At 38.1% G+C, this 24,725-nt stretch carries 20 protein-coding genes; 15 read left to right on the forward strand and 5 right to left on the reverse strand.

All coding sequences use genetic code 11. The annotated features are described in order from the left end of the window. Window positions 1-217 precede the first annotated feature (217 nt). Complete coding sequence (locus tag HMPREF9423_RS11115) at window positions 218-7,045, forward strand: alpha-L-fucosidase (protein WP_006149430.1); 6,828 nt, start codon at window positions 218-220, stop codon at window positions 7,043-7,045. 113 nt (window positions 7,046-7,158) lie between these two features. Here the strand turns inward: HMPREF9423_RS11115 and HMPREF9423_RS11120 are convergent, their stop codons facing one another. Continuing rightward, window positions 7,159-8,010 (reverse strand): MurR/RpiR family transcriptional regulator, encoded by an 852-nt coding sequence (locus HMPREF9423_RS11120; RefSeq protein WP_006155745.1) that lies wholly within the window; start codon window positions 8,008-8,010, stop codon window positions 7,159-7,161. 192 nt (window positions 8,011-8,202) lie between these two features. Between HMPREF9423_RS11120 and pbp2b the strand changes: the two genes are divergently transcribed. The 8 genes from pbp2b (at window position 8,203) to rpsI (ending at window position 15,936) form a co-directional block, all read left to right on the forward strand. Next, on the forward strand, window positions 8,203-10,248 hold the full coding sequence (pbp2b, locus tag HMPREF9423_RS11125) for a penicillin-binding protein PBP2B (RefSeq protein ID WP_025170223.1): 2,046 nt from the start codon (window positions 8,203-8,205) through the stop codon (window positions 10,246-10,248). 10 nt (window positions 10,249-10,258) lie between these two features. Next, window positions 10,259-10,855: a recombination mediator RecR gene (gene recR / locus HMPREF9423_RS11130; protein WP_000966747.1), complete on the forward strand. Its 597-nt coding sequence runs from the start codon at window positions 10,259-10,261 to the stop codon at window positions 10,853-10,855. Window positions 10,856-11,021: 166 nt separating this feature from the next. Next, window positions 11,022-12,065: a D-alanine--D-alanine ligase gene (locus tag HMPREF9423_RS11135; protein ID WP_006149434.1), complete on the forward strand. Its 1,044-nt coding sequence runs from the start codon at window positions 11,022-11,024 to the stop codon at window positions 12,063-12,065. 53 nt (window positions 12,066-12,118) lie between these two features. Then, the gene (locus HMPREF9423_RS11140) at window positions 12,119-13,492 is read left to right on the forward strand and encodes a UDP-N-acetylmuramoyl-tripeptide--D-alanyl-D-alanine ligase (RefSeq protein ID WP_006149435.1); all 1,374 of its coding nucleotides are present in this window, start codon (window positions 12,119-12,121) and stop codon (window positions 13,490-13,492) included. After that, window positions 13,479-14,090 carry an NUDIX hydrolase gene (locus tag HMPREF9423_RS11145; RefSeq protein WP_006149436.1) on the forward strand — a complete coding sequence of 204 codons (612 nt, stop codon included), beginning with the start codon at window positions 13,479-13,481 and terminating at the stop codon, window positions 14,088-14,090. Before HMPREF9423_RS11140 ends, HMPREF9423_RS11145 begins: the two co-directional genes overlap by 14 nt. Window positions 14,091-14,212: 122 nt before the next feature. Next, window positions 14,213-14,920, forward strand: a complete 708-nt coding sequence (locus HMPREF9423_RS11150; protein WP_006149437.1) for a YwaF family protein — start codon at window positions 14,213-14,215, stop codon at window positions 14,918-14,920. 158 nt (window positions 14,921-15,078) lie between these two features. Then, entirely contained in the window at window positions 15,079-15,525 is a 447-nt protein-coding gene (gene rplM, locus HMPREF9423_RS11155) for a 50S ribosomal protein L13 (RefSeq protein ID WP_001044624.1), read from the forward strand. 18 nt (window positions 15,526-15,543) lie between these two features. Then, window positions 15,544-15,936 (forward strand): 30S ribosomal protein S9, encoded by a 393-nt coding sequence (rpsI, locus tag HMPREF9423_RS11160; RefSeq protein ID WP_000075969.1) that lies wholly within the window; start codon window positions 15,544-15,546, stop codon window positions 15,934-15,936. Window positions 15,937-16,046: 110 nt separating this feature from the next. Here the strand turns inward: rpsI and HMPREF9423_RS12465 are convergent, their stop codons facing one another. The 4 genes from HMPREF9423_RS12465 to HMPREF9423_RS11180 all read right to left on the reverse strand — a co-directional run bounded on the left by HMPREF9423_RS12465 (window position 16,047) and on the right by HMPREF9423_RS11180 (window position 20,499). Next, entirely contained in the window at window positions 16,047-17,264 is a 1,218-nt protein-coding gene (locus HMPREF9423_RS12465; protein WP_006155533.1) for a tyrosine-type recombinase/integrase, read from the reverse strand. A gap of 67 nt (window positions 17,265-17,331) precedes the next feature. Continuing rightward, a complete protein-coding gene (locus tag HMPREF9423_RS11170; protein WP_006149439.1) occupies window positions 17,332-17,592 on the reverse strand; it encodes a helix-turn-helix domain-containing protein in 261 nt (86 codons plus the stop codon). Window positions 17,593-17,731: 139 nt separating this feature from the next. Beyond that, window positions 17,732-19,087: a hypothetical protein gene (locus HMPREF9423_RS11175; RefSeq protein WP_006149441.1), complete on the reverse strand. Its 1,356-nt coding sequence runs from the start codon at window positions 19,085-19,087 to the stop codon at window positions 17,732-17,734. 401 nt (window positions 19,088-19,488) lie between these two features. Then, the gene (locus tag HMPREF9423_RS11180) at window positions 19,489-20,499 is read right to left on the reverse strand and encodes a site-specific integrase (RefSeq protein WP_006149442.1); all 1,011 of its coding nucleotides are present in this window, start codon (window positions 20,497-20,499) and stop codon (window positions 19,489-19,491) included. A 981-nt stretch (window positions 20,500-21,480) separates the two neighbouring features. On the opposite strand from HMPREF9423_RS11180, the gene HMPREF9423_RS11185 reads away from it, so the two are divergent. The 6 genes from HMPREF9423_RS11185 (at window position 21,481) to HMPREF9423_RS11210 (ending at window position 24,654) form a co-directional block, all read left to right on the forward strand. Continuing rightward, window positions 21,481-21,867: a hypothetical protein gene (locus tag HMPREF9423_RS11185; RefSeq protein ID WP_006149443.1), complete on the forward strand. Its 387-nt coding sequence runs from the start codon at window positions 21,481-21,483 to the stop codon at window positions 21,865-21,867. Window positions 21,868-21,976: 109 nt separating this feature from the next. Continuing rightward, a complete protein-coding gene (locus tag HMPREF9423_RS11190; RefSeq protein ID WP_006149444.1) occupies window positions 21,977-22,600 on the forward strand; it encodes a hypothetical protein in 624 nt (207 codons plus the stop codon). A 264-nt stretch (window positions 22,601-22,864) separates the two neighbouring features. Next, the gene (locus HMPREF9423_RS11195; RefSeq protein WP_006149445.1) at window positions 22,865-23,266 is read left to right on the forward strand and encodes a hypothetical protein; all 402 of its coding nucleotides are present in this window, start codon (window positions 22,865-22,867) and stop codon (window positions 23,264-23,266) included. Window positions 23,267-23,271: 5 nt separating this feature from the next. Continuing rightward, complete coding sequence (locus tag HMPREF9423_RS11200) at window positions 23,272-23,571, forward strand: WXG100 family type VII secretion target (protein WP_006155532.1); 300 nt, start codon at window positions 23,272-23,274, stop codon at window positions 23,569-23,571. 2 nt (window positions 23,572-23,573) lie between these two features. Beyond that, entirely contained in the window at window positions 23,574-24,272 is a 699-nt protein-coding gene (locus HMPREF9423_RS11205) for a DUF5081 family protein (RefSeq protein ID WP_006149447.1), read from the forward strand. Continuing rightward, entirely contained in the window at window positions 24,259-24,654 is a 396-nt protein-coding gene (locus tag HMPREF9423_RS11210; protein ID WP_006149448.1) for a hypothetical protein, read from the forward strand. Before HMPREF9423_RS11205 ends, HMPREF9423_RS11210 begins: the two co-directional genes overlap by 14 nt. The last annotated feature ends 71 nt before the right edge of the window (window positions 24,655-24,725 follow it).

The following is a 24,725-nucleotide window of genomic DNA, read 5'->3' on the forward strand; positions in this document are numbered from 1 at the left end:
GTATATTTATTATACTGAGAAATCTCGAAAAAGCGGTTGTAAAATCAAGTCATTTTTTTATTCAGAAAAAATGTAAGCGATTTCTAAAAATGAATCTAAACAGAAGATAAGAGTGGGAGGAAGAAGAGTTTTAAAGTAGCACTGAGAAATAAAATTGTCGCCAGCAGAAACTGGGCTCTTGCAGTAGCTGACTGCTTTTGTTCATTAGGAGAATTTGATGAAACAGTATTTTTTAGAAAAAAGTCGTATATTCAGTATTCGTAAACTAACGGTTGGTGTAGCCTCTGTGGCAGTTGGACTGGCTTTTTTTGCATCTGGGAATGTTGCCGCTAACGAAGTTGTGACAGAGCCAAAACTGGAAGTAGAAGGTCAAGCCAAAGAAGCAATCGATGTCGATAAAGAAAAAGCTGAAGCAGTTAAGGAAACTAAAGAAGTAGTGAGTCCTGTAAAAGAAGAAGTTGCTGAACAAGCAGCTCCTGCTACAGAAAAAATAGCAGAAGAAACTAAAACTACTGAAGAGGCTGGAGATTTACTTCCTGTAGAAATTCCTGACCGTGCCTATCCTGATACACCAGTGAAGAAACTTGACACTTCAGCTATTGTATCAGAAAAAGATAGCCCGAAAGTTGAAACTAAAAGTATTTTAAAAGCTGAAGAAGCAAGTACAACTGAAGGCGAAAAAGAAAATAGAGCCATTATCAATGGTGGTCAAGACCTTAAGCATATCAATTATGAGGGGCAACCAGCTACATCGGCTACCATGATTTACACAATCTACAGTTCACCTCTAGCAGACGGTGGAACTCAGCGTTACCTCAATTCAGATTCAGGTATCTTTGTGGCTCCAAATATCATGCTGACAGTCGCTCACAATTTCTTGAAGAAGGATGCCGAAACCAATGCTGGTAATATCTTAGGTGGTGATACTGCTAAGTTCTACTACAATGTTGGTTCTAATACTCCAAAAGAAAGATCATTGCCAACTTCAGGAAAAACTGTTTTGTTCCAAGAAAAGGATATTCATTTCTGGAATAAAGAAAAGTTTGGTGAAGGGTACAAAAATGACCTAGCCTTGGTTGTGGCTCCAGTTCCAGTACAGATTGCAAGTCCAAATAAGGCAGCAACCTTTACTCCGTTAGCAGAGCATCGGGAATACAAAGCTGGAGAACCTGTGAGCACAATTGGCTATCCTACAGATTCAACTTCTCCAGAATTGAAGGAACCAATTGTACCTGGTCAATTGTATAAGGCAGACGGTGTCGTTAGAGATACTGAAAAGTATGATGATAAGGGAACAGTAGGTGTTACCTATCGTTTGACTTCTGTATCAGGTCTTTCTGGTGGTGGAATTATCAACGGTGATGGTAAGGTCATTGGGATCCACCAACGTGGTACTGTTGATAATGCGAACATTGCTGAAAAAGACCGCTTCGGTGGAGGTCTTGTCCTCTCACCAGAACAACTAGCATGGGCTAAAGGCATCATTGATAAATACGGTGTTAAAGGCTGGTATCAAGGCGATAACGGCAATCGTTATTACTTTACTCCAGAGGGAGAAATGTTAAGAAATAAGACAGCGGTTATCGGTGAAAACAAATATTCATTCGATGAAAGTGGTGTAGCAACTCTCCTTGAAGGCGTTGACTATGGACGAGTTGTTATCGAGCATGTGGACCAAAATGATAACCCAGTCAAAGAAAACGATACCTTTGTAGATAAGGCAGAAGTTGGTACTCAATTCAACTACAACTACAAATCGGAAATTGAAAAAACAGATTTCTACAAGAAGAATAAAGAAAAATATGAGATTGTTTCAATTGGAGATTCTCCAGTCAATAAACAATTGAAAGACGCTTGGGAGGATGATTATAGTGTTGTGAGCAAGGCTCCTGCAGGAACTCGTGTTATCAAGGTTGTTTATAAGGTCAATAAAGGCTCCTTTGAGGTTCACTATCGCTTAAAAGACTCTGATAAAGAGTTGACAACTGCAGATGTGGATAATAACGAAGGTAAAGAATACGATGTTTCCTTTGTTCATAGATTCCAAGCCAAAGAAATTGCAGGTTATCGTGCAGTAAATGCAAGTCAAGAAGCAACTATCAAGCATAAAGGGGTGAATGAAGTTATTTTTGAATACGAAAAGATTGAAGATCCAAAACCAGCAACTCCTGTAACTCCAGTAGTTGATCCAAAAGATGAAGAAACAGAGATTGCTGCTTACGGTCCACTTCCAAGCAAGGCTCAATTGGACTACCACAAGGAAGAATTGGCTGCCTTTATCCACTATGGTATGAATACCTACACCGACTCTGAGTGGGGAAATGGTAGAGAAAATCCTCAGTACTTCAATCCAACAAATCTTGATACAGATCAGTGGATTAAGACTTTGAAGGATGCTGGATTCAAACGAACAATCATGGTTGTAAAACACCATGACGGATTTGTGATTTATCCATCTAAATATACAGACCATACGGTGGCTGCAAGTCCATGGAAAGATGGTAAGGGAGACCTTCTCGAAGAAATCTCTAAATCAGCGACTAAGTATGACATGAATATGGGTGTTTACCTATCACCATGGGATGCCAACCATCCTAAATATCATGTTGCAACTGAGAAAGAGTACAACGAATACTACCTCAACCAACTCAAGGAAATCCTTGGCAATCCTAAATACGGAAACAAAGGTAAGTTTATCGAAGTTTGGATGGACGGTGCGCGTGGTAGCGGAGCTCAAAAAGTAACTTATACCTTTGATGAGTGGTTCAAGTACATCAAGAAAGCCGAAGGAGATATCGCTATCTTCTCTGCTCAACCGACAAGTGTCCGTTGGATAGGTAATGAACGTGGTATCGCAGGAGATCCAGTTTGGCATAAGGTCAAGAAAGCTAAAATCACTGATGATGTGAAGAATGAGTATCTCAACCATGGAGATCCAGAAGGAGATATGTACTCAGTTGGTGAAGCAGACGTTTCTATCCGCTCAGGTTGGTTCTACCATGACAATCAACAGCCAAAATCAATCAAAGATTTGATGGATATCTACTTCAAGTCTGTTGGTCGTGGAACGCCACTTCTCCTCAATATTCCACCTAATAAAGAAGGTAAATTCGCAGATGCAGATGTCGCTCGCTTGAAAGAATTCCGAGCAACCTTGGATCAAATGTATGCAACTGACTTCGCTAAGGGTGCAACTGTAACTGCAAGCTCTACTCGTAAGAATCACTTGTATCAAGCAAGTCATTTGACAGATGGTAAGGATGATACGAGCTGGGCCCTAGCAAATGATGCTAAGACAGGTGAATTTACTGTCGATCTTGGACAAAAGAGACGCTTTGACGTAGTCGAACTCAAAGAAGATATCGCTAAGGGTCAACGTATCTCTGGCTTCAAGGTTGAAGTTGAGCTCAATGGCCGTTGGGTTCCATATGGTGAAGGGTCAACTGTTGGTTATCGTCGTCTTATCCAAGGTCAACCAGTAGAGGCACAAAAGATTCGTGTAACCATTACTGGTGCACAAGCGACTCCAATCTTGACAAACTTCTCTGTTTATAAGACACCAAGCAGTATCGAGAAGACAGATGGTTACCCTCTAGGACTAGATTACCATTCAAATACAACTGCTGATAAAGAGAATACAACTTGGTATGATGAATCTGAAGGCGTCCGCGGAACATCTATGTGGACTAACCAAAAAGATGCTAGCGTAACCTACCGTTTCACTGGAACAAAAGCATATGTAGTGTCTACAGTTGATCCAAACCACGGTGAAATGTCCGTTTACGTGGATGGTCAAAAGGTTGCAGATGTCCAAACCAAAAATGCAGCTCGCAAGCGTAGTCAGATGGTCTATGAAACAGATGACTTGGCTCCAGGGGAACATACTATCAAGCTTGTCAATAAGACTGGCGAGCCTATTGCAACGGAAGGTATCTACACGCTCAACAATGCTGGTAAAGGTATGTTTGAGATAAAAGAAACGACCTATGAAGTTCAAAAAGGTCAACCGGTTACTGTAACCATTAAACGTGTTGGTGGTAGCAAAGGAACAGCAACAGTCCATGTCGTGACTGAACCAGGAACAGGGGTTCACGGTAAAGTTTATAAGGATACAACTGCTGACCTGACTTTCCAAGACGGTGAAACTGAGAAAACAATCACGATTCCAACTATCGACTTTACAGAGCAAGCTGATTCAATCTTTGACTTCAAAGTGAAAATGACTAGCGTTTCTGACAATGCCCTTCTTGGTTTTGCTTCAGAAGCTACTATTCGAGTGATGAAGGCAGAATTGCTCCTAAAAGACCAGACAAGCTATGACGATCAGGCAACTCAGCTTGACTATAGTCCAGGTTGGAACCATGAAACGAACTCAGCGGATAAATACCAAAATACAGAATCATGGGCGTCATTTGGACGTTTGACAGAAGAGCAGAAGAAAAATGCTAGCGTAACAGCCTACTTCTACGGAACAGGTCTTGAGATCAAAGGATATGTGGATCCAGGACATGGTATCTACAAGGTGACGTTAGACGGTAGAAGAGTCGAGTATCAAGATGGCCTAGGTAATGCTTCTGAATACAACGGTAAGAAGTACTTCAGTGGTACAGCTGCTACACGTCAAGGTGGTCAGACTCTTGTTCGTTTGACTGGACTCGAAGAAGGTTGGCATGCTGTAACCTTGCAACTAGATCCAAAACGTAATGATACTACGAGAAATATTGGTATCCAAGTTGACCAGTTCATCACTCATGGTGAAGGTAGTGCTCTTTATACCAAAGCAGAGTTAATCCAAGCCATGAAGAACTGGAAGGATGAGTTGGTTAAGTTTGACCAGACAAGCTTGAAGAATACTCCAGAGGCACGTCAAGCCTTCAAGTCAAATTTGGATAAATTATCTGAGCAACTTTCAGCAAGTGAAGCCAATGCACAAGAAGTTCTGAAGACAGCAGCAACTTTGCAAATGATCCTTGATAAGGAAGAAAATTATGGCACAGATGATACGCCAACACCAGAACAGCCAGAAGAACCAAACTATGACAAGGCTATGGCAAGTCTGACCGAAGCGATTGAAAGAAAAACAGCTGAACTCGGTGATGACAAGGAAGCTAAGAAGAAGCTAGTTGCATTAACAGAGCAAGCCTTGACAGCCATCCAAGAAGCTAAGACTCAGGATGCAGTAGATAAGGCCTTGCAAGCAGCTTTGGCATCTATCAATCAGCTTCAAGCAACTCCGAAAGAGGAGCCGGCTCCAGAAGAACCAAAACAGCCAGAAGAGCCTAACTACGACAAGGCCATGGCAAGTCTGACAGAAGCAATTGAAAGAAAGACAGCCGAGCTCGGTGATGACAAGGAAGCTAAGAAGAAGCTAGTTGCATTAACAGAGCAAGCCTTGACAGCTATCCAAGGAGCTAAGACTCAGGATGCAGTAGATAAGGCCTTGCAAGCAGCTTTGGCATCTATCAATCAGCTTCAAGCGACTCCAAAAGAGGAGCCAGCACCAGAAGAACCAACACAGCCAGAGGTACCAAGCAAACCAGTAGAGCCTAAGCTTGACTACGATAAAGCTATGGCAAGCTTGTCCGAAGCCATTAAAAGTAAAACAGCTGAGTTGGGTGATGACAAGGAAGCTAAGAAGAAACTAGTTGAACTAGCAGAACAAGCCTTAGCTGCTATTGAAGAAGCCAAAACTCAGGATGCAGTAGATAAGGCCTTGCAAGACGCTTTGACATCTATCAACAATCTTCAGGCGACACCAAAAGAGGAACCAGCTCCAGAAGAGCCAAGTAAGCCAGAAGATCCTGCGCGACCAGAGGAGCCAAGTAAGCCAGAAGATCCTGCGCGACCAGAGGAGCCAAGTAAGCCAGAAGATCCTGCAAGACCAGAAGAACCAACACAGCCAGAGGAACCAAGCAAACCAGAAGAACCAAGTAAGCCAGAAGAGGAAGTGAAACATTCAAATCTTCCAACTGAAGGTGTTAAAGAATTGAGTGTAACTCAACCAAGCCTTGAAGTAACGACAGATCCGATTGCCTTCAACACTATTCGTCGTGAAAATTCTCTTCTACCTAAAGGTAAGGAACAAGTCGTTTCTGAAGGAAAAGACGGACAAGTAACGACTTATGTAGAAGTTGACGGCAGCGATCGTAAGGTTGTTAAGGTTGAACGTGAGGAAGCTCAAGACCGCATCGTTGAAGTAGGTACTCAAGAAGGAACTGCTATGCCGACAGAAGGCGTTATGAACCTGGACTTTAACCTACCAAATCTAAAAGTAGAGAAAGAACCAATCGCCTTCAAGACTGTTCGCCGTGAGAATGCTGATTTAGCTAAAGGTAAGGAACGAGTTGTTTCTGAAGGAAAAGACGGACAAGTAACGACTTATGTAGAAGTCGATGGTGACAACCGTAAGGTTCTTAAGGTTGAACGTGAGGAAGCCCAAAATCGCATCGTCGAAGTTGGAACTAAGGAAGAAAGTCCATCAACTGATAGCAGATTGAAGGTCTTGAAAGATTCATCAACAAACTTGAAACTGATTGCTCGAGAAGGGGACCTCAATGGTGGTTCTGTTCTAGAGGTCGATAAGGTTGCTGACCAGGTCTTGGAAGGTCGCCGTTTCGATGCTTATCAAATTCAATTGAAGAATGAGAAAGGTGAACTTGTTCAATTGAAAGGTGCAGCCCTTGTTCAAGTCACTGTGGCGTCAGATGTAGCTAATGTCTATGCTATGAATGCAAATCAAGAACTGCAGGAAGTGAAGTTTGAACAGAAAGGTTCAGCACTTGAATTTGTAGCTCCACACCTAGGTGTCTATGCGGTAGTATACAAGGATGCAGCTCAACCAAGTGCACCAACAAATGTAGAAACTCCTGCACCACAGCCTATGGGAGAAGATAAGCCTTTAGTAGAGGCCAAGGGAACTGTAGCAGATTCTACAAGCAAACAGTTGCCGGCAACAGGAGAAGAAGTAAGTTCAGCTCTCTTGCCTGCTCTCACTCTTGTTTCAGGAATGATGCTATTCTTCTTCAAAAAAGAAATGAAGGATTAGCAGAGACTAAATCAAAGAAAGTGTTTTAAAACACTAAAAAAGGGAGTCCCATAGTGGACTCCTTTTTGTGGGGAAAAATATTTTAAACAGAAAACCCTGAATGGTTTTCAATTTCAGGGTTTTCTATTTCGTGTGTTTCTGCGATAACCATTTAATCGATTATTTTCCCAGTAGCTATTAAAGATTTTTTCTTTACTTTCGCGATCAATCTCTAGGAAATAAGCGTAGAGTAAATCAATGATAATCAGCATTGGAATCTGAGCAGAGATTCGTTGGATATAAGAGGCCTGGCTTTGGCTTGCGACTAATACTGTTTCTGTAAATGCTTGAGTATCCTTATTCGGTGAACTTGTAAATAGAACTGTCTTAGCTCCCATATCCTGGGCATCTAATAAACTATCGATGATGGACGGTGTTGTTCCTGAAAGGGAAAAACCAAAGACCAAACATTTTTCATCAATGATACTAGTCGTCCAGGCAAAACCGTCTGGATCTGTTAAGGCTTCACAGACGACACCCAATCTCATAAAACGTAGCTTCATCTCACGTGCGACTAGACCGGAACTCCCAGTTCCGAAAAAATACACGCGTTCGGATTGCTCAATCATCTGAGCTACACGTTCCAACTGCTCATCGTCAATCAATCCTTGAGAAATTTCTCGCACATTTGCATAACTTCTGAGAACTCGTTGAGTCAAAGGATTCATATCCTGTTGAGGAGCAGAAAGAGTGTCTTTTTGTTGCTGATATTTGAAGATGAATTCTCGATAGCCCTTAAAACCACACTTCTTGGCAAAACGAGTGAGCGCTGCCTGGGAAATATGAAGTTTTTGCGTGACTTGTTGAGAGGATAAGTCATCATTTATGGTATCTGCCTGCAGAAAATAGCGGGCAATTTCTTGCTCTAAATCGGTCATCTCTTCAAAGTGAAGGTCGATAATCGTAGAGATATCTTGCTTATTCATGGAACTCCTTTTATAGCTATTTGCCAAAAATACTTTGGCAAATCTAACAAATAAAATAGCGCTTACCTCCATTATATCATAGAAAATACTTTTTGGACCAAAAAGGAAAAGTCTTTTCTTTTTCCATAATTTTCTACCCAAATTATGGTACAATGAAGAGTGTGATTTTGATTAGAAATGAGATTGATGTGTATGAGAAAATTCAATAGCCACTCGATACCGACACGGCTTAATTTGTTATTTGCAATCGTCATTTTGCTCTTTTTAGCAATTATTGGTCGTTTGCTTTATATGCAAGTTCTTCATAAGGATTTTTATGAAAACAAACTCGCTTCTGCTAGCCAAACTCGAGTAACCATGGGTTCCGCTCGTGGAGAAATTTATGATGCAACAGGAAAACCTTTAGTCCAAAACACTGTTAAACAAGTTGTTTCCTTTACACGAAGCAACAAGATGACTGCGGCTGATTTGAAGAATATTTCTAAAAAATTGTTGACCTATGTCACAGTCACCTCTCCAGAGTTGACGGACCGTCAAATGGCTGATTACTACTTGGCTGATGCTGAAGTTTATAAGAAGACAGTTGAAGCTCTTCCAAAAGATAAACGATATGATTCAGATGGCAATCAACTTTCCGAATCTGAACTCTATAACAACGCTGCTGAGAGTATTACTTCCAGTCAATTAGACTACTCAGAGGATGAAAGGAAGGCAATCTATATCTTTAGTCAGCTCAATGCAGTAGAAAATTTTGCGACAGGAAATATTCAAACGGATCCTTTGAGCGATACACAGGTAGCTGTGATTGCTTCTGCATCTAAGGAATTGCCAGGTATTTCCATCTCTACTTCATGGGACCGAAAAGTCTTAGAAACTTCTCTTTCATCTATAGTTGGAAGTGTTTCGAGTGAAAAATCTGGTCTTCCAGCAGAAGAAGTGGATGCTTATTTGAAAAAAGGATATTCGCTCAATGACCGTGTTGGGACTTCCTATCTTGAAAAGCAATACGAAGAAGTCTTGCAAGGAAAACGTACCGTCAAGGAAATCCATTTGGACAAGCATGGAGACATGGAGAGTGTAGAAAATATCGAAGAAGGAAGCAAGGGTAAAAATATCAAATTGACCATTGATTTGGCCTTCCAAGATAGCGTAGACAGTCTCTTGAAGAGTTATTTCAACTCAGAACTTGCAAATGGTGGAGCTAGATATTCAGAAGGTGTTTATGCAGTAGCCCTCAATCCTAAGACAGGTGCTGTATTAGCCATGTCAGGAATGAAGCACAATGTAGAGACTGGAGAACTGACCACGGACTCACTCGGAACTGTCACCAATGTCTTTGTTCCAGGATCTGTCGTTAAGGCAGCTACCATCAGTTCAGGTTGGGAAAATGGGGTCTTGTCAGGAAATCAAACCTTGACAGATCAACCAATCGTCTTCCAAGGTTCTGCGCCTATCAATTCCTGGTATACCCCTTATTATTATGGTTCTTTCCCGATTACAGCAGTTGAGGCTCTAGAATATTCATCTAATGCCTACATGGTTCAAACTGCGTTAGGAATGATGGGTCAGACCTATCAACCAGAGATGACAGTCAAAACCAACCAACTTGAGTCTGCCATGGGAAAACTTCGCTCAACCTTTGGTGAATATGGTTTGGGCGTGTCTACAGGGATTGACCTGCCAGATGAGTCAACAGGCTTTATCCCTAAAGACTTTGATTTGGCTAATTATCTAAATAATGCTTTTGGACAGTTCGATAACTACACGCCGATGCAGTTGGCTCAGTATGTAGCAACGATTGCCAATAATGGTGTCCGCTTAGCTCCTCATATCGTGGAAGGAGTCTACGACAACAACGAACAAGGTGGTCTAGGAGAACTCATTAAGCAAACGGACAGCACAGAAATGAATAAGATTAATATTTCTGAGTCTGACATGTCTATCCTGCAACAAGGCTTTTACCAAGTATCGCACGGGACAAGTGCTCTTACGACAGGTCGTGCCTTTTCAAATGGGGCAGCAGTCTCTATCAGTGGGAAAACCGGTACAGCCGAAAGTTACGTCAATGGCGGACAAAAAGCCAACAATACCAACGCTGTTGCCTATGCGCCAACCGATAATCCGCAGATTGCGGTTGCGGTAGTTTTCCCGCATAATACGAATCTAACTAATGGTGTCGGTCCTTCGATTGCTCGCGACATTATCAATCTATACAACCAACACCACCCAATGAACTAGAAAGGAAGCCATGCTTTACCCAACACCTATAGCTAAGCTGATTGACAGTTATTCTAAACTTCCGGGTATCGGGATTAAGACAGCAACCCGACTGGCCTTTTATACCATTGGGATGTCGGATGACGACGTCAATGAATTTGCAAAAAATCTCCTTGCAGCCAAGCGAGAATTGACCTATTGCTCTATTTGTGGTCGTTTGACAGATGATGACCCTTGTTCTATCTGTACCGATCCTAGCCGTGACCAGTCTACGATTCTGGTTCTGGAGGATAGCCGCGATGTCGCAGCTATGGAAAACATCCAAGAATACCACGGACTTTACCATGTTTTACACGGTTTGATTTCCCCTATGAATGGGATTAGCCCAGATGACATCAACCTGAAAAGTCTCATGACTCGCCTCATGGATAGTGAAGTTTCTGAGGTCATCGTAGCCACCAATGCAACAGCAGATGGTGAGGCGACCTCCATGTATATCTCTCGGTTACTCAAACCTGCAGGGATTAAAGTCACTCGTCTAGCAAGAGGTCTAGCAGTCGGAGCTGATATCGAATATGCGGACGAAGTAACGCTCCTAAGAGCTATTGAAAATCGTACAGAACTTTAGTCTGTAAGGATATAGAACAGGCAATTAGCTAGTAGATACGATATATAAGAAATCAAGAGACTGGATTTATTTTTAATCCAGTCTCTTTTGTGCTATTCAAGTTTAAAAAAATAAACAAATGTGATATACTAAAAAGCGAGTATTCTAGTAGAAATAGGACAATCATATGAAACAAACAATTATTCTATTATATGGTGGACGCAGTGCAGAGCGTGAAGTGTCTGTATTGTCAGCTGAGAGTGTCATGCGTGCGGTTAACTATGACCGTTTTGCAGTCAAAACTTTCTTTATCAGCCAGTCTGGTGATTTCATCAAAACCCAAGAATTTACCCAAACTCCTAGCCAAGATGAACGTCTCATGACCAATGAAACGATTGATTGGGACAAGAAAATTGCTCCAAGTGCCATCTACGAAGAAGGCGCAGTTGTTTTTCCAGTTCTTCATGGACCTATGGGAGAAGACGGTTCCGTTCAAGGTTTCCTAGAAGTCTTGAAAATGCCTTATGTCGGTTGCAACATCTTGTCTTCAAGCCTTGCTATGGACAAAATCACGACTAAGCGTGTCTTGGAATCTGCTGGGATTGCCCAAGTCCCTTACGTAGCCATTGTTGAAGGGGACGACTTGGCTTCTAAGATTGCAGAAGTTGAAGAAAAATTAAGGTATCCAGTCTTTACCAAACCATCTAATATGGGTTCTAGTGTTGGTATTTCTAAGTCTGAAAATAAAGAGGAACTCCATCAAGCTCTCGAACTCGCCTTTAAATATGATAGCCGTGTCTTGGTAGAGCAAGGCGTCAATGCGCGTGAAATCGAAGTTGGACTCTTAGGAAACTATGATGTCAAGAGCACTCTGCCTGGTGAAGTTGTCAAGGACGTAGCCTTCTATGACTACGAAGCAAAATACATTGATAACAAGATTACGATGGATATTCCAGCTAAGATTAGTGATGATGTAGTAGCAGTCATGCGTAAAAATGCAGAAGCTGCCTTCCGTGCTATTGGCGGGCTTGGTCTCTCACGTTGTGATTTCTTCTATACAGATAAGGGAGAAGTTTTCCTAAATGAGCTCAACACCATGCCAGGATTTACCCAGTGGTCTATGTATCCATTGCTCTGGGACAATATGGGGATTAGCTATCCAGAACTAATCGAGCGATTGGTTGAGCTTGCTAAAGAAAGCTTTAACAAGCGTGAAGCGCACCTATTGTAAAGATAGCTATAAGGGCGGGGCAAGACTCCCTGCCCCTTTTTAAAGGAGTAAACATGAAACTTACGATTCACGAAGTTGCGCGTGTTGTCGGTGCAAAAAATGATGTGACAGGCTATGCGGACAGCCCTCTAGTCAAGGCAGAGTTTGATAGTCGTTTGATTGGACCTGGTGATCTATTTGTGCCACTCAAGGGGGCGCGTGATGGTCATGACTTTATCGAGACGGCTTTTGAAAACGGCGCTGCTGTAACCTTGTCAGAGCAGGAAGTGGCAGATCATCCTTACATTTTAGTAGAGGATGTTTTGACAGCCTTTCAAGCTCTTGCAGCCTATTACCTTCAAAAGACAGGAGTAGATGTCTTTGCTGTTACAGGTTCAAATGGGAAGACAACGACCAAGGATATGTTGGCTCATTTGCTTTCTACAAGCTATAAAACCTACAAAACGCAAGGAAATTACAATAACGAGATTGGATTACCTTATACAGTTCTCCATATGCCGGAAGACACTGAGAAGTTAGTCTTGGAAATGGGACAGGATCACTTGGGAGATATTCATCTCTTGTCTGAACTGGCTCATCCGAAAACAGCTATTGTGACTCTGGTCGGAGAGGCACATTTGGCCTTCTTCAAAGATCGTTCTGAGATTGCCAAAGGTAAATTACAGATTGCTGATGGTATGGAGAAAGGTAGCTTACTTTTAGCGCCAGCTGATCCCATTGTAGAGGATTATCTACCTACTGAGCAAAAAGTGGTTCGTTTTGGACCAGGTGCAGAACTCGAAATTACAGAATTAACTGAGCGTAAGGATAGCTTGACTTTAAAGGCTAATTTCTTGGAGAAATCCCTTGATTTACCAGTAACTGGTAAGTACAATGCAACTAATGCTATGATTGCATCTTATGTTGCTTTGCAAGAAGGAGTGACTGAGGAGCAGATTGGTCAAGCCTTCCAAAATCTTGAATTGACCCGCAATCGTACCGAGTGGAAAAAAGCTGCCAACGGTGCAGATATCTTGTCAGATGTCTACAATGCCAATCCAACAGCCATGAAGTTGATTTTAGAAACTTTCTCTGCTATCCCAGCTAATGAAGGTGGCAAGAAACTTGCAGTTCTAGCGGATATGAAAGAACTTGGAGACCAGTCTGTTCAACTCCATAATCAAATGATTTTGAGCCTTTCTTCAGATGCCCTTGATACCGTTATTTTCTACGGTGAAGATATCGCTGACCTAGCTCAATTAGCCAGTCAAATGTTCCCCATCGGCCATGTTTACTACTTCAAGAAAACAGCTGAGGAAGACCAGTTTGAAGCCATGGTCAAGCAGGTTAAGGAAAGCCTTGGAGCACATGACCAGATTTTGCTTAAAGGTTCGAATTCTATGAATCTAGCCAAGCTAGTAGAAAGTCTAGAAAATGAGCACAACTGATTTTGCCAAGGCTATACAGAGAATGTTGGCCATCACTGATACTGGTTTGACCTATACAAAGGACACTTTTGACCGTGAACGTTATGAGGATTTACGTCAGATTTTATCGAACGTATTGCAGGAGACTACGGATCTTAATCAAGAGGAACTGACTGCGATCTTAAAACCAACAGCTAGCTATGCAACTCCCTTGATGGATGTAAGGGCTTGGATTGTTCAAGACCAGAAGATTTGTTTGGTTAGAGGACAAGGAGAGGATACTTGGGCATTACCTGGTGGCTTTGGTGAAGTAGGCTATTCCCCTAAGGAAAATATCCGAAAAGAAGTTCAGGAAGAAACAGGCTTTTTTGCAGAAGTAGGCTCTTTATTGGCTATTTTTGATACCAATCGCTTTCAAATGCAGAGTAAGCAGTATGCCAAGTTTGTATTTGATTGTCGACTATTGGATGGGGACTTTCAAGAAAATCAAGAAGTTGCTGAATTAGGATTTTTCGACATTTCGGCTCTCCCTCCCTTATCTGAAAAAAGAATAACTAAGGAACAAATGGATATTCTATGGCAGGTTTATCAGGGTGAGCGGAAACAATATGTTGATTAGAAGCTTTGTTTTATCTTAAGGCCACTAGCTTCTTTGGAACACAAAAATATTAGAAATAAATGTAAGCTATGATCTATAGAGATAAGTAAGAGAATGGCTTATATGAAAATGAGGAAAATTATATGAATGTTTGGGATGCTTTATTTACCACTCAGGCTACGGAGCCACCCCAATTTGGATTTACTTGGTACGCAAGCACATTTGCCTTACTGTTTTTGACAATTTATCTTGCTTATCGCTATCGTGATAATAAGGTTTGTCAACGATTCTTCCAGATTATACAGGCAATACAGTTAATCTCGCTTTACAGCTGGTATTGGATCAATCAGTTCCCACTGTCAGAAAGCTTGCCTTTTTATCATTGTCGATTAGCCATGTTTGTAGTTCTACTACTGCCAGGTGTTTCAAAAACCAAACAATATTTTGCTTTGCTTGGAACCTTCGGGACGATTGCAGCCTTTGTTTATCCAATACCAGACGCTTACTCTTTCCCACACATCGTTATTTTGTCCTTTATTTTCGGACATCTAGCCCTTCTTGGAAATTCCTTGATTTATCTTTTAAACAACTACGATGCTCGTCTCTTGGATTTCAAAGGTATTCTTATACTGACCTCTTTACTTAATGGTTTGATTTTTATAGTCAATTTATTGACGGGTGGAGATTACGGTTTTATGACAAAACCACCATTGGTGGGAGACCATGGTCTTGTGGTTAATTATATCATTGTCACTCTATTTTTGACTTGTGCTATTTTCCTCTTCTCTAAAGGTTTTCAAGTCATCACTCAGGAGAAGGCAGAAAGAAGATTGAAAATCTGGCAGAAATAAAAAATATTTTCCCAACCGCTTGACTTTTATCTGAGAATTTTGATACAATAGTAGGCGGTATTGTTTACCCCATTTGTAAGGCCCCGGAACCTTTCAAATACCCTGCGGACCGGAACATCCGCCCTGTAAACAAAAACGACATTCATATAGGAGAAATCATGAACAAAACTACATTCATGGCTAAACCAGGCCAAGTAGAACGCAAATGGTACGTTGTTGACGCAACTGATGTACCTCTTGGACGCCTTTCAGCAGTTGTTGCTAGCGTACTTCGCGGAAAAAACAAACCAACATTCACACCACACACTGATACAGGTGACTTCGTAATCGTTATCAATGCTGAAAAAGTTAAATTGACTGGTAAAAAAGCAACTGATAAGATCTACTACACTCACTCAAACCACCCAGGTGGATTGAAACAAATCTCTGCTGGTGAACTTCGTTCTAAAAACGCAGTACGTTTGATCGAGAAATCAGTTAAAGGTATGCTTCCACACAATACTCTTGGACGCGCTCAAGGTATGAAATTGAAAGTATTCGTTGGAGCTGAGCACACTCACGCTGCACAACAACCAGAAGTTCTTGATATTTCAGGACTTATCTAAGGAAAGGAACAATAAAGTATGTCACAAGCACAATATGCAGGTACTGGACGTCGTAAAAACGCTGTTGCACGCGTTCGCCTTGTTCCAGGAACTGGTAAAATCACTGTTAACAAAAAAGATGTCGAAGAGTACATCCCACACGCTGACCTTCGTCTTGTAATCAACCAACCATTCGCAGTTACTTCAACTGTAGGTTCATACGACGTTTTCGTTAACGTTGTAGGTGGTGGTTACGCTGGTCAAGCAGGAGCTATCCGTCACGGTATCGCTCGTGCCCTTCTTCAAGTAGACCCAGACTTCCGCGATTCATTGAAACGCGCAGGACTTCTTACACGTGACTCACGTAAAGTTGAGCGTAAGAAACCAGGTCTTAAGAAAGCTCGTAAAGCATCACAATTCTCAAAACGTTAATCAATACGATTATATCAACGTTTCGAAACACTTCATGGTTCACACCATGGGGTGTTTTTTTGATGATTTTTAGCAAAATTCACACCACTTTTCACACCAAATTCACACCATTATTTTTTTAGATTTCGAAAGGCAATTTCCCCAACAGCCATTGGGATTACATTTGAAGTGTTGACATAAGTCTTAGTTGTAATCGTATCACTATGAGTGAGTGCTTCAGAAATAGCTTCCATAGAGGTTCCAGCCTGTTTAGCGAGTGTGGCTCCTGTATGTCGTAATTTATGAGGGGTTGCATGTGCAAGATCTGGATGACGACGCTTAACAGATTTCATCTTGTTGTTAAGATAATCAGAATGGAGACAACTGTTTACATTCCCCTTTGTATCAATATACGTAAATACATACTGATCAGGAGTTTGGATAATATTGAATTTAGCCAGTTCAATTTTTTGTTGTTTTTTCCATTCCTGAAGCAAGTCAGTTAACTCACTAGGAATTCGAAAAGTTGTCTTCTTATTTCCTTTGGTAGACTTTGGATTTTTGTATTTATCTAAAGCTTGTACTAATTGAATTTCCTGTTCCTTTGTATTAATATGCTTCCATTGCAAAGCGTAGCTCTCTGATTTTCTATCTCCCAAAAAGAAGGTAGTATAGAACAAAACATAGTCTTTGAATAGAATTTTTTCAGTCTCTAAATCTTTTTCAAAAGCTGTAAACCATGCTTGAAGTTCTTCTTGAGATAGATATAAATCTTCATCTTTTTTAGATTCCTGTAGCTTGATTTTCTTGGTGTCTTTGATACGGCTTATCGTTTTTGATAGGCGATTAGTTTCGATATACTCTAATTCTTCTGCCCAATCAAAGATAGAGTTAACGTAGCTCCTGATAACTTTGAAATTTGCATATTCTTCAGCCTTTTGAGTCAATAAATTTAGTACAACTTGTTTATTTTGGTTAAGAAACTCTATTGAATAATTCCCAAGTAAGGGTAAGATGTGTTTTCTAAAAGCAATTTCTGTTCCAACTATAGTTGCTTGAGAAGGTGGTTTAGCAGTAGAAGTTGTCTGACCTGCTTTGTAGGATTCCCACCAAACGTTTTGATAGAAATCTGAAAAGAGGATAGAACCGCTATTCTCCAATGAAGCAGATCCTCCACTAGGAATTTTATCAAACTTATTTTGAAGTTCTAGTTCGTATCTTTTTGCTTCAATCCTTGTTTTGAACCGTTTTTCAATCACTTTCTTATCAATTCCTAGTGAAGACTTCACTTCCTCAGGAATATAGACACGTAAGCGATAGGTTCCGTTTTTAGTTTTTGTAATAGACATAGTATTCTCCTTTTGAATTGAGCTAGAAAATACCATGGTTACATTATAACAAATGACCATAGAATTTCTACTGCTTTTGTAACCAGCGATTGATTTCTGTTTTGCTAAAGCGAACAGTTTTTCCAACCTTAATGCAAGGTAAGCCTTGCTTAATCCAGTTGTCTAAAGTATTGTTGGATATATTCAAATATTCACAAGTCTGCTTTTTATTTAAAAATTGGTTGGTATTTTCATTAATATCCAAAAATTTATCCAGTTCTTTCTTAACAGTATCTGATATTAGTAATTGAAAATGCCGAATCACTTCGTCTGGAATAAATAAATTCATAAATAGTTCCGTTTATTTCTTTCTATTAGATTTAAATTTTATTAGTTTGTATTTTGTTTTTTAAGTCTTCAAGGGTTGAAGACTTAAAAAACAGGAAAACGTTGCTGTATTAATACTTTTTCAATTTTTTAATCAGAATTTATATTAAAATGGTATAAATATTTTTCCAAATTCTATTAAAAAAAGAATCCAGGAATGAACCTATGTCTTTATCCTTATTTCGAATAATTTCATTAAAAAATGGATTTTTTTCTTCATTTGTAAAACTAGGGATTTTAAAAGAAAGGAGTTCATTATTTTGGTTATCTTTGTAGCAACCAAAATCAAGGAAAGTAACAAGATATAGAGTATTTAGCATTAAGCAAAAGAGATATAGTACTTGCCATGTAATCATAATAGAAAGAAAATAACTTTCATTTTTTAAGTCATTCCCTCTACTTTCTTTAATAAGATTATTCTTAGTTCTTGCAGAGTTTTTTGGATTTACAAATTCAGACACATCAATAAACAAGAAAATAGATTCATCCAATGTTAAGGGATATAAGTAATCCATAGCATGATTTAGTTGAGTTTCAAAAAATGTTTTTATATATCCATCTTTACCTTTTTCTACGTACAATTCTTTTAACTTATTTTGGGTATCTCTTACTGAAGTTTGAGCAATTATCTTCAAGTTGGATATTCCTTTCTTAATCACACTATACACAAATGAAGAGAGCTGATCATTGTGTAGTTTATCTAAGTCAGTAGTCTTGAATTCACTTCTAATTTTTTTTTCATTCAGTGTCATTTCGTATCTATAGATGTGGTATTTACGAGATACGTTTAATTCAATCTGTCTACTATGTTCAGCTTTTGCTATTTTATCGTAAAGAACATGCAACAAGTTTTCATTTTTTTTACTTGAAAGAATATGATGATCTTCAGGAGTTGAACTTTTTGTATAAACTCTTTTATCTACTTGAGATGTTTTAGATAGACTCCTCAACAATAAATTTCTTGTTTGAAAATGAATAATCGAATCAGTAGCAAATGTAAATGCGATTTCCATTTCAAGAACCCTAATAATAGTTGGGATAATCCAAATACCAGTTTGCTGTTTGATTCCTGTTATAACATTAATAAGTTTCTTTCGTATTGCTGAAATAGAGAGAGTTTCAAAATTTAGACCTCCATGATTCAGCTGGAGTAAGCAATAATTAACAGTATCTCCGCTTTCTTTTTTATAAATTTTTCCAATTTCAAGTCTTCCGAATTCCCTTGATTGGATAATTAAATCTTCTATCTGATTTGAATTGTAATTAAATTTTTTAACTTTATCAGGATTCTTTTGTTTGAATTCTATCAGTTTTTCAATGTCAACAATTAGATTTTCACCTAAGTTAAAAACCATACGATCAAACCCCCAGAAGGAATTCATTAAAGTAAAACAAGATTGAATTTCTTTCTCATTTAAATGCATCTGTTCAGTAGAAACTTTAGTTTGACTTTTCATGATTTAACGTTTCCTTTTTACTATTATTTTTGATACGAATTATGTTAGGAAGTATTAGAGATTGAAAAAAAGCAGTTAAATTATTTTAACCGCATTTGTAATTCAATTTACATATTCATTTTTTCGCGTATTAAAAGTATGCCACAAATGTTTTCGAAAATGCCCATTTTTTTTAAAAAAATGGAAAATTTTTTTAAAACAAAAAAACACTCAGTTTTGAGTGCTTTAAAAAACGCGTCCTAACAGGGTTTTGAAGAAAAAAAGTAGGTTCTTACCTACTTTAATTTTTTTAGTTTAGAACAAGAATGTTAAGAAAGAAATCAATACTTTCAGTACGATTTTTATTTAGTTGAATTTTTTAATTTTAATGAGAGATATATCATAATGTTTAAAGAAGTTACTTAGTTTGCTTGTGCGATTAACTTATAAGCATAGGACTTTTGAAACTCTTCAGGTCGGTTGTGTCCGAGAGCACGCGACACAATTAAACAAGCCTTCCTATCAAGGACAACGCCTTTTAATTCGCCTCGTAGATAAATTTTTTCTCTTTTATCCTTGATGTTTTTAGGATCTCGCGCGACAAGAAGATAAAGACGTTTTGCGTATTCAGCTCGATATTTATGAGGTTTTAAAGCAGATGGAACTTGAAAGACACGATTTTTACCAGCTAGTTTAAATTCTTCAACAAGCCTCTCTAATTCTTCTTTGTCTCGTGTAATAATAGGAACCCAACGATCTCGTGCTCCTTTTGTTTTATGTTTTTTACCGTTTATTTTAAGATAATATTGGCCATCCTCACGTTGGTAGAGGGAGTCTCCAGTAATAGCCATTAATTCATTTTTTCGTAGCCCAGTGGCAGAGACGATTGAAAACCAGCGATTATTCGTTTCTTCAGACATTCTATCGTCATTAGACTTTAAGCGATTATTCTTTTTGTTGGCTCGATATCGAATATCTGTAGCAATAAAAGCAGTAGAAGACACGCCTAAAACTTTTGCTAATGCTGCTTTATAGGTTGACTGGGTTGGAGCAGAAAGACCAGATTTCTTACAATGTTCTAAGTATTGATTTACTAAGTCAATCCATCCTTCTATATCGTTAGATTTATCAAGAACTTCTAAATCTTCGGCAATAGCAGTTGTAGCAACAAAGGAAGCGAATCTGCTCCAGGAACCAGCGTAGTTATGAAGAGTTCGATCGGTATGAATTAAATGAATGTCTTCGCCAGTTTTTTTGGATTCATTTCGCTTGATCCCCTTTCCTTTCTTGAAGCGCGTGACTAGATTAGTTAATCCTTTTGATTGGATGAATTGTTTACGTCCTTCGAAAGTAGTTAGAGAATCAATTTGTTGTTTCTTAGCTCTCTCTTTAGCTTTTCGTCGTTCTGAACGACTACGTTTTTTCTTTGCCATAGTTCTTTCCTTTCTATAGAAGATAATGTACGTTTAAAGAAGATCTTAGGAAGAATCTTAAGGTCTTTTTAATTCAAGTTGAAGTAGTGCAGTGACATAAAGCTTGTATTCACTGATGTAGTATCTTCCCATTGCTAAGGGCGCTTCTTAATTTATGGCTAAGAAGATAACCAAGCCATTTTACAACATGACAAGTTGACTCAATTCAAATAAGATGTAGAGTTCCATCTAACAGATAAGATCTGTTGTTTTTTCTTGTTAGTCTTTTCAGGTTTAAATGCTCTGAATTTGGCGACTGAGTTAAGCTAGTTTTTTGTATTCTATTTTTAGACTTTTGTTATTTACTTTCGTTTCTCTACTTTTATTGTTTACTTTGTTTCGATCAAAAAACTTTTTTTAAAACTGCTGTTGACATTACTTTTATTATCTATACATTTATATTTTTTTAGTAAATAAAATACAAAACTGGTTCTTTCCTAACCCAGCTAAAACCTGCTGTTTCCACGATAGCTACCTCCTTTTAAAACATAAAAACGTAGCTATAATAGTTACGTCTCTACTCAATCAATTATTTCTATAATATTAGTATGCCACAAAAAACAAAACAAAAAAATAAGGATAAGATTATTTTACGTTATTCAGTTTTACATGGTATTGTGTGTTTAGCGTGACTTACACATACGTTTCTGTCAACGCTAAACACACAGAAAAAATCAGAATCGCAAAAAAACTGAGGGATGAGAGAAAGAGATATAAGTACAAAAGAAATGAGAAGTAAACAATACCGTTATCATATTTTTTAATTTTTATTTTTATAATTTGAAATTTGTGGCAGACTATATATAGAGAGAAAAAAAGGAGGTTACATATGTATGAGCATATGTTTTTTTTATTACAGGCCTAGTATATGAACTTGGCCCTCCAGACATTGGTATCATTCAATTTATTTTTAAACTCAATAAACAACAAAAGGAGAATAAAATGAACGTTTATAAAGAGTATTTATCTAAAAAAATTTTAGAGACTGTAAATATCGAAATTGAAACAGGTGAGGATTTTGATGTCACTGTTAATTTTTGCCGTGATGAATATAATTTTTATCTAACTTTATCTCGTGAAGGAGAAGAACTAGAGTTTGATTTCATTGATGATAGGTTGAATTTGATTATTTATCACTGTTGCCATGATAAACTGTATTATAGTATTACAGAAATGAATGAGATTTTAAATTTCAAATATGCAATTGATATGTTAGTGGAGTTATTCGTAGCCAATAAATGGTATACGTTTGTACCAGATTTAACTACTCATAATCTCTGGGAATTGGTTGAACAGTACAAGACAGGTAAATTAAGAGATTATGAATAAAATTGAAATGTCTAGTTATTGAAAAAACGATAACTAGACGTTTCAATAAAACAAGTGAATTATTTTTTAAATATCTGATAGTAAGAGAAAGGTCGAAAGGGATAATGAAATGAAAACTCCAAAGCTGTATAATGATTTAATCAATGAGAAAAAAATTACCAATGAAATTATTGCAGAATGTGTATATTCCGTGAATAAACGAGCTAAAAATTATCGTGATAAAATTAAAGAATACAAAAATGGAAGGTTCCATCAGCATTTGGAGAGTAATATTGAAAAAGCGGAAGGGGAAATGGGGAAATACTATCAACTAAAAGAAGAATTTTTGAAAGTATTTACCCCGAATCTGATCCATAAACAATTCATTGGCGAAGAGAAAAAAAGAGTATATAGTTATGAAAAAAACTATGAGAAATTGTTGAAAGAAAAAACTAATGATATTTTTTGGAAAAATAGTTACTATGATTACGACAAAGATATGGAGATCGAGTTTTTTGATTACCATCTAGGAACAAAAAAATATCTATATTTCTTATATTACGAAATTGGGGAATGTAGTTTTCATTCACCTATTACAGAGAAAATTGCTGAAAGAAATACTGGATTAGAAATTCAAGAAATCGACGAAAATTTCAAAACTCATGGCTCTAAGATTGAAGGATTGTTGTCAATGCAATTTGTAAAAAAAGTATTAGAATTACTGCAAAGCGAAGATTATACAATCGTAGATTAAGAGTAAAACAATGAATTGTGCATCCTGTAAACGAATGGTCGAATAGTAAGATGATTAAACCAAAGGATTTAGTTGAATGTTTTATAAGACTAAATCCTTTTTTGTTTGATTTTAATTAGCTAAGAATTATGATACAATAAAGTAAGTATATTTTTATAGTTATAATTCTGTTTTGGGATTAATATTATCCCCTTGGATTTAATAGAATAGTAGTATTCTTTTGTATATTTTGATTAATAAATTTTTAAGAGGAGGCTAATTGTCATGTCTTTTTGGGATGCATGGTTTGGTACACCGACAGAAAAGAAAAGGGAACAATATAGAACCCTATATAATGATTTGAACAGTCAATTAAAAACTTTTAAGGCTAAATTAAAAACGATGGAAGGGAAAGTTGATAGCTATAATAATTCTCGGCCTTCTATGAGTACCAGTTATATTCCAGAGGATGTCTTTAGTGATAGCGAAGGTCGTGTAAAAGGGAAAGTTGATACTGTACGAACTAATCAATCTAGTGATGCAAAGAATTTATCGAGTGCAGTTGATGCAGCCTATGAACGATATAAATACTATGATCGCCTAGCAGAACAAGAGCGCAAAGAGAGAGAAGCTGAAGCGAGACGGCAGGCTGAAGAACGTAAAAATAGAAATAAAAGTTGGAGATGAGTTCTATGGCAGATTTAAAAATAAAATATAAAGATTTAGAAACAGCCATCCAATTATCAAAAGAAATTAATCAAGAATTGACAAGTTCATACCAGACAGTCACTCAATTAAAAACATATCTTCAGTCTGCTAAATGGTCTGGCAAAACTAAGGTGGCTTTTGAATCTTATTTAGACATTGTCCATAAATACCATAAAGATTTGAGATCTATTATGGAGGAACACGAAAAAGCAGTAACAAGTTTGAAAAAATCAATTGATAACTATAACAGTTCATCGGAAGTTGCGTCCATAAAGGGGTTGTAAGTATGTCTAACAAAGAAACATTTTCTATTCACGAACTCCATTATCTAATTGGTGCCTTTGACGGAGAATTGATGCCTGGCTTACCCACTCTAGATGAGATTGTAACAGTTTCTGAGATGGTGTGGACGATGGCCAAAGAAGCTCTTGAAAAAAAGGGATTAGTTAACGAGGATGGTTCTTTAACAGAATCAGGTTTTGTCATAGTTGAAACTCTACGAGAATATTGTATCGGAACAACATTGGTCATTGTGAATAATTTTTATTTTATGCAATGCCGTGATAGTAATTTCTCTATACTTATAGTAGATACTGGACAAGGATATCAACTTGCCAAGATTAGTCCCATGAGTCGTTTAATTTTACTTCAGGAAAAACTTGCCCTAGTAACAAGGAATCCTATGGAAGACGAAAAGTCTTTTCTAACTGAGGAAAAGAAGATGAATTCCGCTATAGAGGATGCTTTAGCATCCGAACAAGCACTAATGGTACAATATTATCCTTTAGAGCAGATGAGTCAAACCAAACACGCAGAATTACTATTAGCTTCTTTTCTCTTTGTAGAGTGCAATGGAGAACTACTCGGATTTGATGTGAAGAAAGAAGAACTATATAGATTCAGTCAGTATTATTTTCTTGAAAGACTGTATACTTGGTTGAAAATTCCATTTAGGGAGGAGGATTTTGAAAATGGTCTTGATTGATGTGGCTACGATGGATGGTGGCGGTTCTAAAGAAATCGTCATGAATCCGGATGAAATGCAAGCAATTATGCGTTATATCACAACAGTTGAAGTTTCTTTTCAGAACAACTTGGCTCCAAAATTAAAGAGCTTGTCTGAAACGAAATATTATGAAGGTGGGGAAGCTTCAAAAGCCATGGATCACTATGCGGACATGCTCAATAAAGTGAATGAAGTTGGTGACCTATATCGGCGTGCAAATGGTGAAATCTTAAACATGATGGGGCAATGGCTTGAACAAGACGCTAAGTTGAGAGATGATTTCATAAATGGTCTTTCATCCAATTCTAAATTGGTAGAAAATCTAGATAGTCTCGGCATGTTAGGAGGAGGCGAGGAATGACAAAAGATGTAGAACTTCATTCGTCAACTTGGAAGAGTATGAAACAAGCTATAACGGGACTTACTGAAAAC

Origin of the sequence: Streptococcus infantis ATCC 700779 (assembly GCF_000187465.1) — a bacterium.
Lineage (GTDB): Bacteria > Bacillota > Bacilli > Lactobacillales > Streptococcaceae > Streptococcus > Streptococcus infantis.

Bases quoted from the DNA above. Each gene is read 5' to 3' on its own strand.
- HMPREF9423_RS11115 (WP_006149430.1), top strand. From the start codon at position 218: ATGAAACAGTATTTTTTAGAAAAAAGTCGTATATTCAGTATTCGTAAA.
- HMPREF9423_RS11120 (WP_006155745.1), bottom strand. From the start codon at position 8,010: ATGAATAAGCAAGATATCTCTACGATTATCGACCTTCACTTTGAAGAG.
- pbp2b (WP_025170223.1), top strand. From the start codon at position 8,203: ATGAGAAAATTCAATAGCCACTCGATACCGACACGGCTTAATTTGTTA.
- recR (WP_000966747.1), top strand. From the start codon at position 10,259: ATGCTTTACCCAACACCTATAGCTAAGCTGATTGACAGTTATTCTAAA.
- HMPREF9423_RS11135 (WP_006149434.1), top strand. From the start codon at position 11,022: ATGAAACAAACAATTATTCTATTATATGGTGGACGCAGTGCAGAGCGT.
- HMPREF9423_RS11140 (WP_006149435.1), top strand. From the start codon at position 12,119: ATGAAACTTACGATTCACGAAGTTGCGCGTGTTGTCGGTGCAAAAAAT.
- HMPREF9423_RS11145 (WP_006149436.1), top strand. From the start codon at position 13,479: ATGAGCACAACTGATTTTGCCAAGGCTATACAGAGAATGTTGGCCATC.
- HMPREF9423_RS11150 (WP_006149437.1), top strand. From the start codon at position 14,213: ATGAATGTTTGGGATGCTTTATTTACCACTCAGGCTACGGAGCCACCC.
- rplM (WP_001044624.1), top strand. From the start codon at position 15,079: ATGAACAAAACTACATTCATGGCTAAACCAGGCCAAGTAGAACGCAAA.
- rpsI (WP_000075969.1), top strand. From the start codon at position 15,544: ATGTCACAAGCACAATATGCAGGTACTGGACGTCGTAAAAACGCTGTT.
- HMPREF9423_RS12465 (WP_006155533.1), bottom strand. From the start codon at position 17,264: ATGTCTATTACAAAAACTAAAAACGGAACCTATCGCTTACGTGTCTAT.
- HMPREF9423_RS11170 (WP_006149439.1), bottom strand. From the start codon at position 17,592: ATGAATTTATTTATTCCAGACGAAGTGATTCGGCATTTTCAATTACTA.
- HMPREF9423_RS11175 (WP_006149441.1), bottom strand. From the start codon at position 19,087: ATGAAAAGTCAAACTAAAGTTTCTACTGAACAGATGCATTTAAATGAG.
- HMPREF9423_RS11180 (WP_006149442.1), bottom strand. From the start codon at position 20,499: ATGGCAAAGAAAAAACGTAGTCGTTCAGAACGACGAAAAGCTAAAGAG.
- HMPREF9423_RS11185 (WP_006149443.1), top strand. From the start codon at position 21,481: ATGAACGTTTATAAAGAGTATTTATCTAAAAAAATTTTAGAGACTGTA.
- HMPREF9423_RS11190 (WP_006149444.1), top strand. From the start codon at position 21,977: ATGAAAACTCCAAAGCTGTATAATGATTTAATCAATGAGAAAAAAATT.
- HMPREF9423_RS11195 (WP_006149445.1), top strand. From the start codon at position 22,865: ATGTCTTTTTGGGATGCATGGTTTGGTACACCGACAGAAAAGAAAAGG.
- HMPREF9423_RS11200 (WP_006155532.1), top strand. From the start codon at position 23,272: ATGGCAGATTTAAAAATAAAATATAAAGATTTAGAAACAGCCATCCAA.
- HMPREF9423_RS11205 (WP_006149447.1), top strand. From the start codon at position 23,574: ATGTCTAACAAAGAAACATTTTCTATTCACGAACTCCATTATCTAATT.
- HMPREF9423_RS11210 (WP_006149448.1), top strand. From the start codon at position 24,259: ATGGTCTTGATTGATGTGGCTACGATGGATGGTGGCGGTTCTAAAGAA.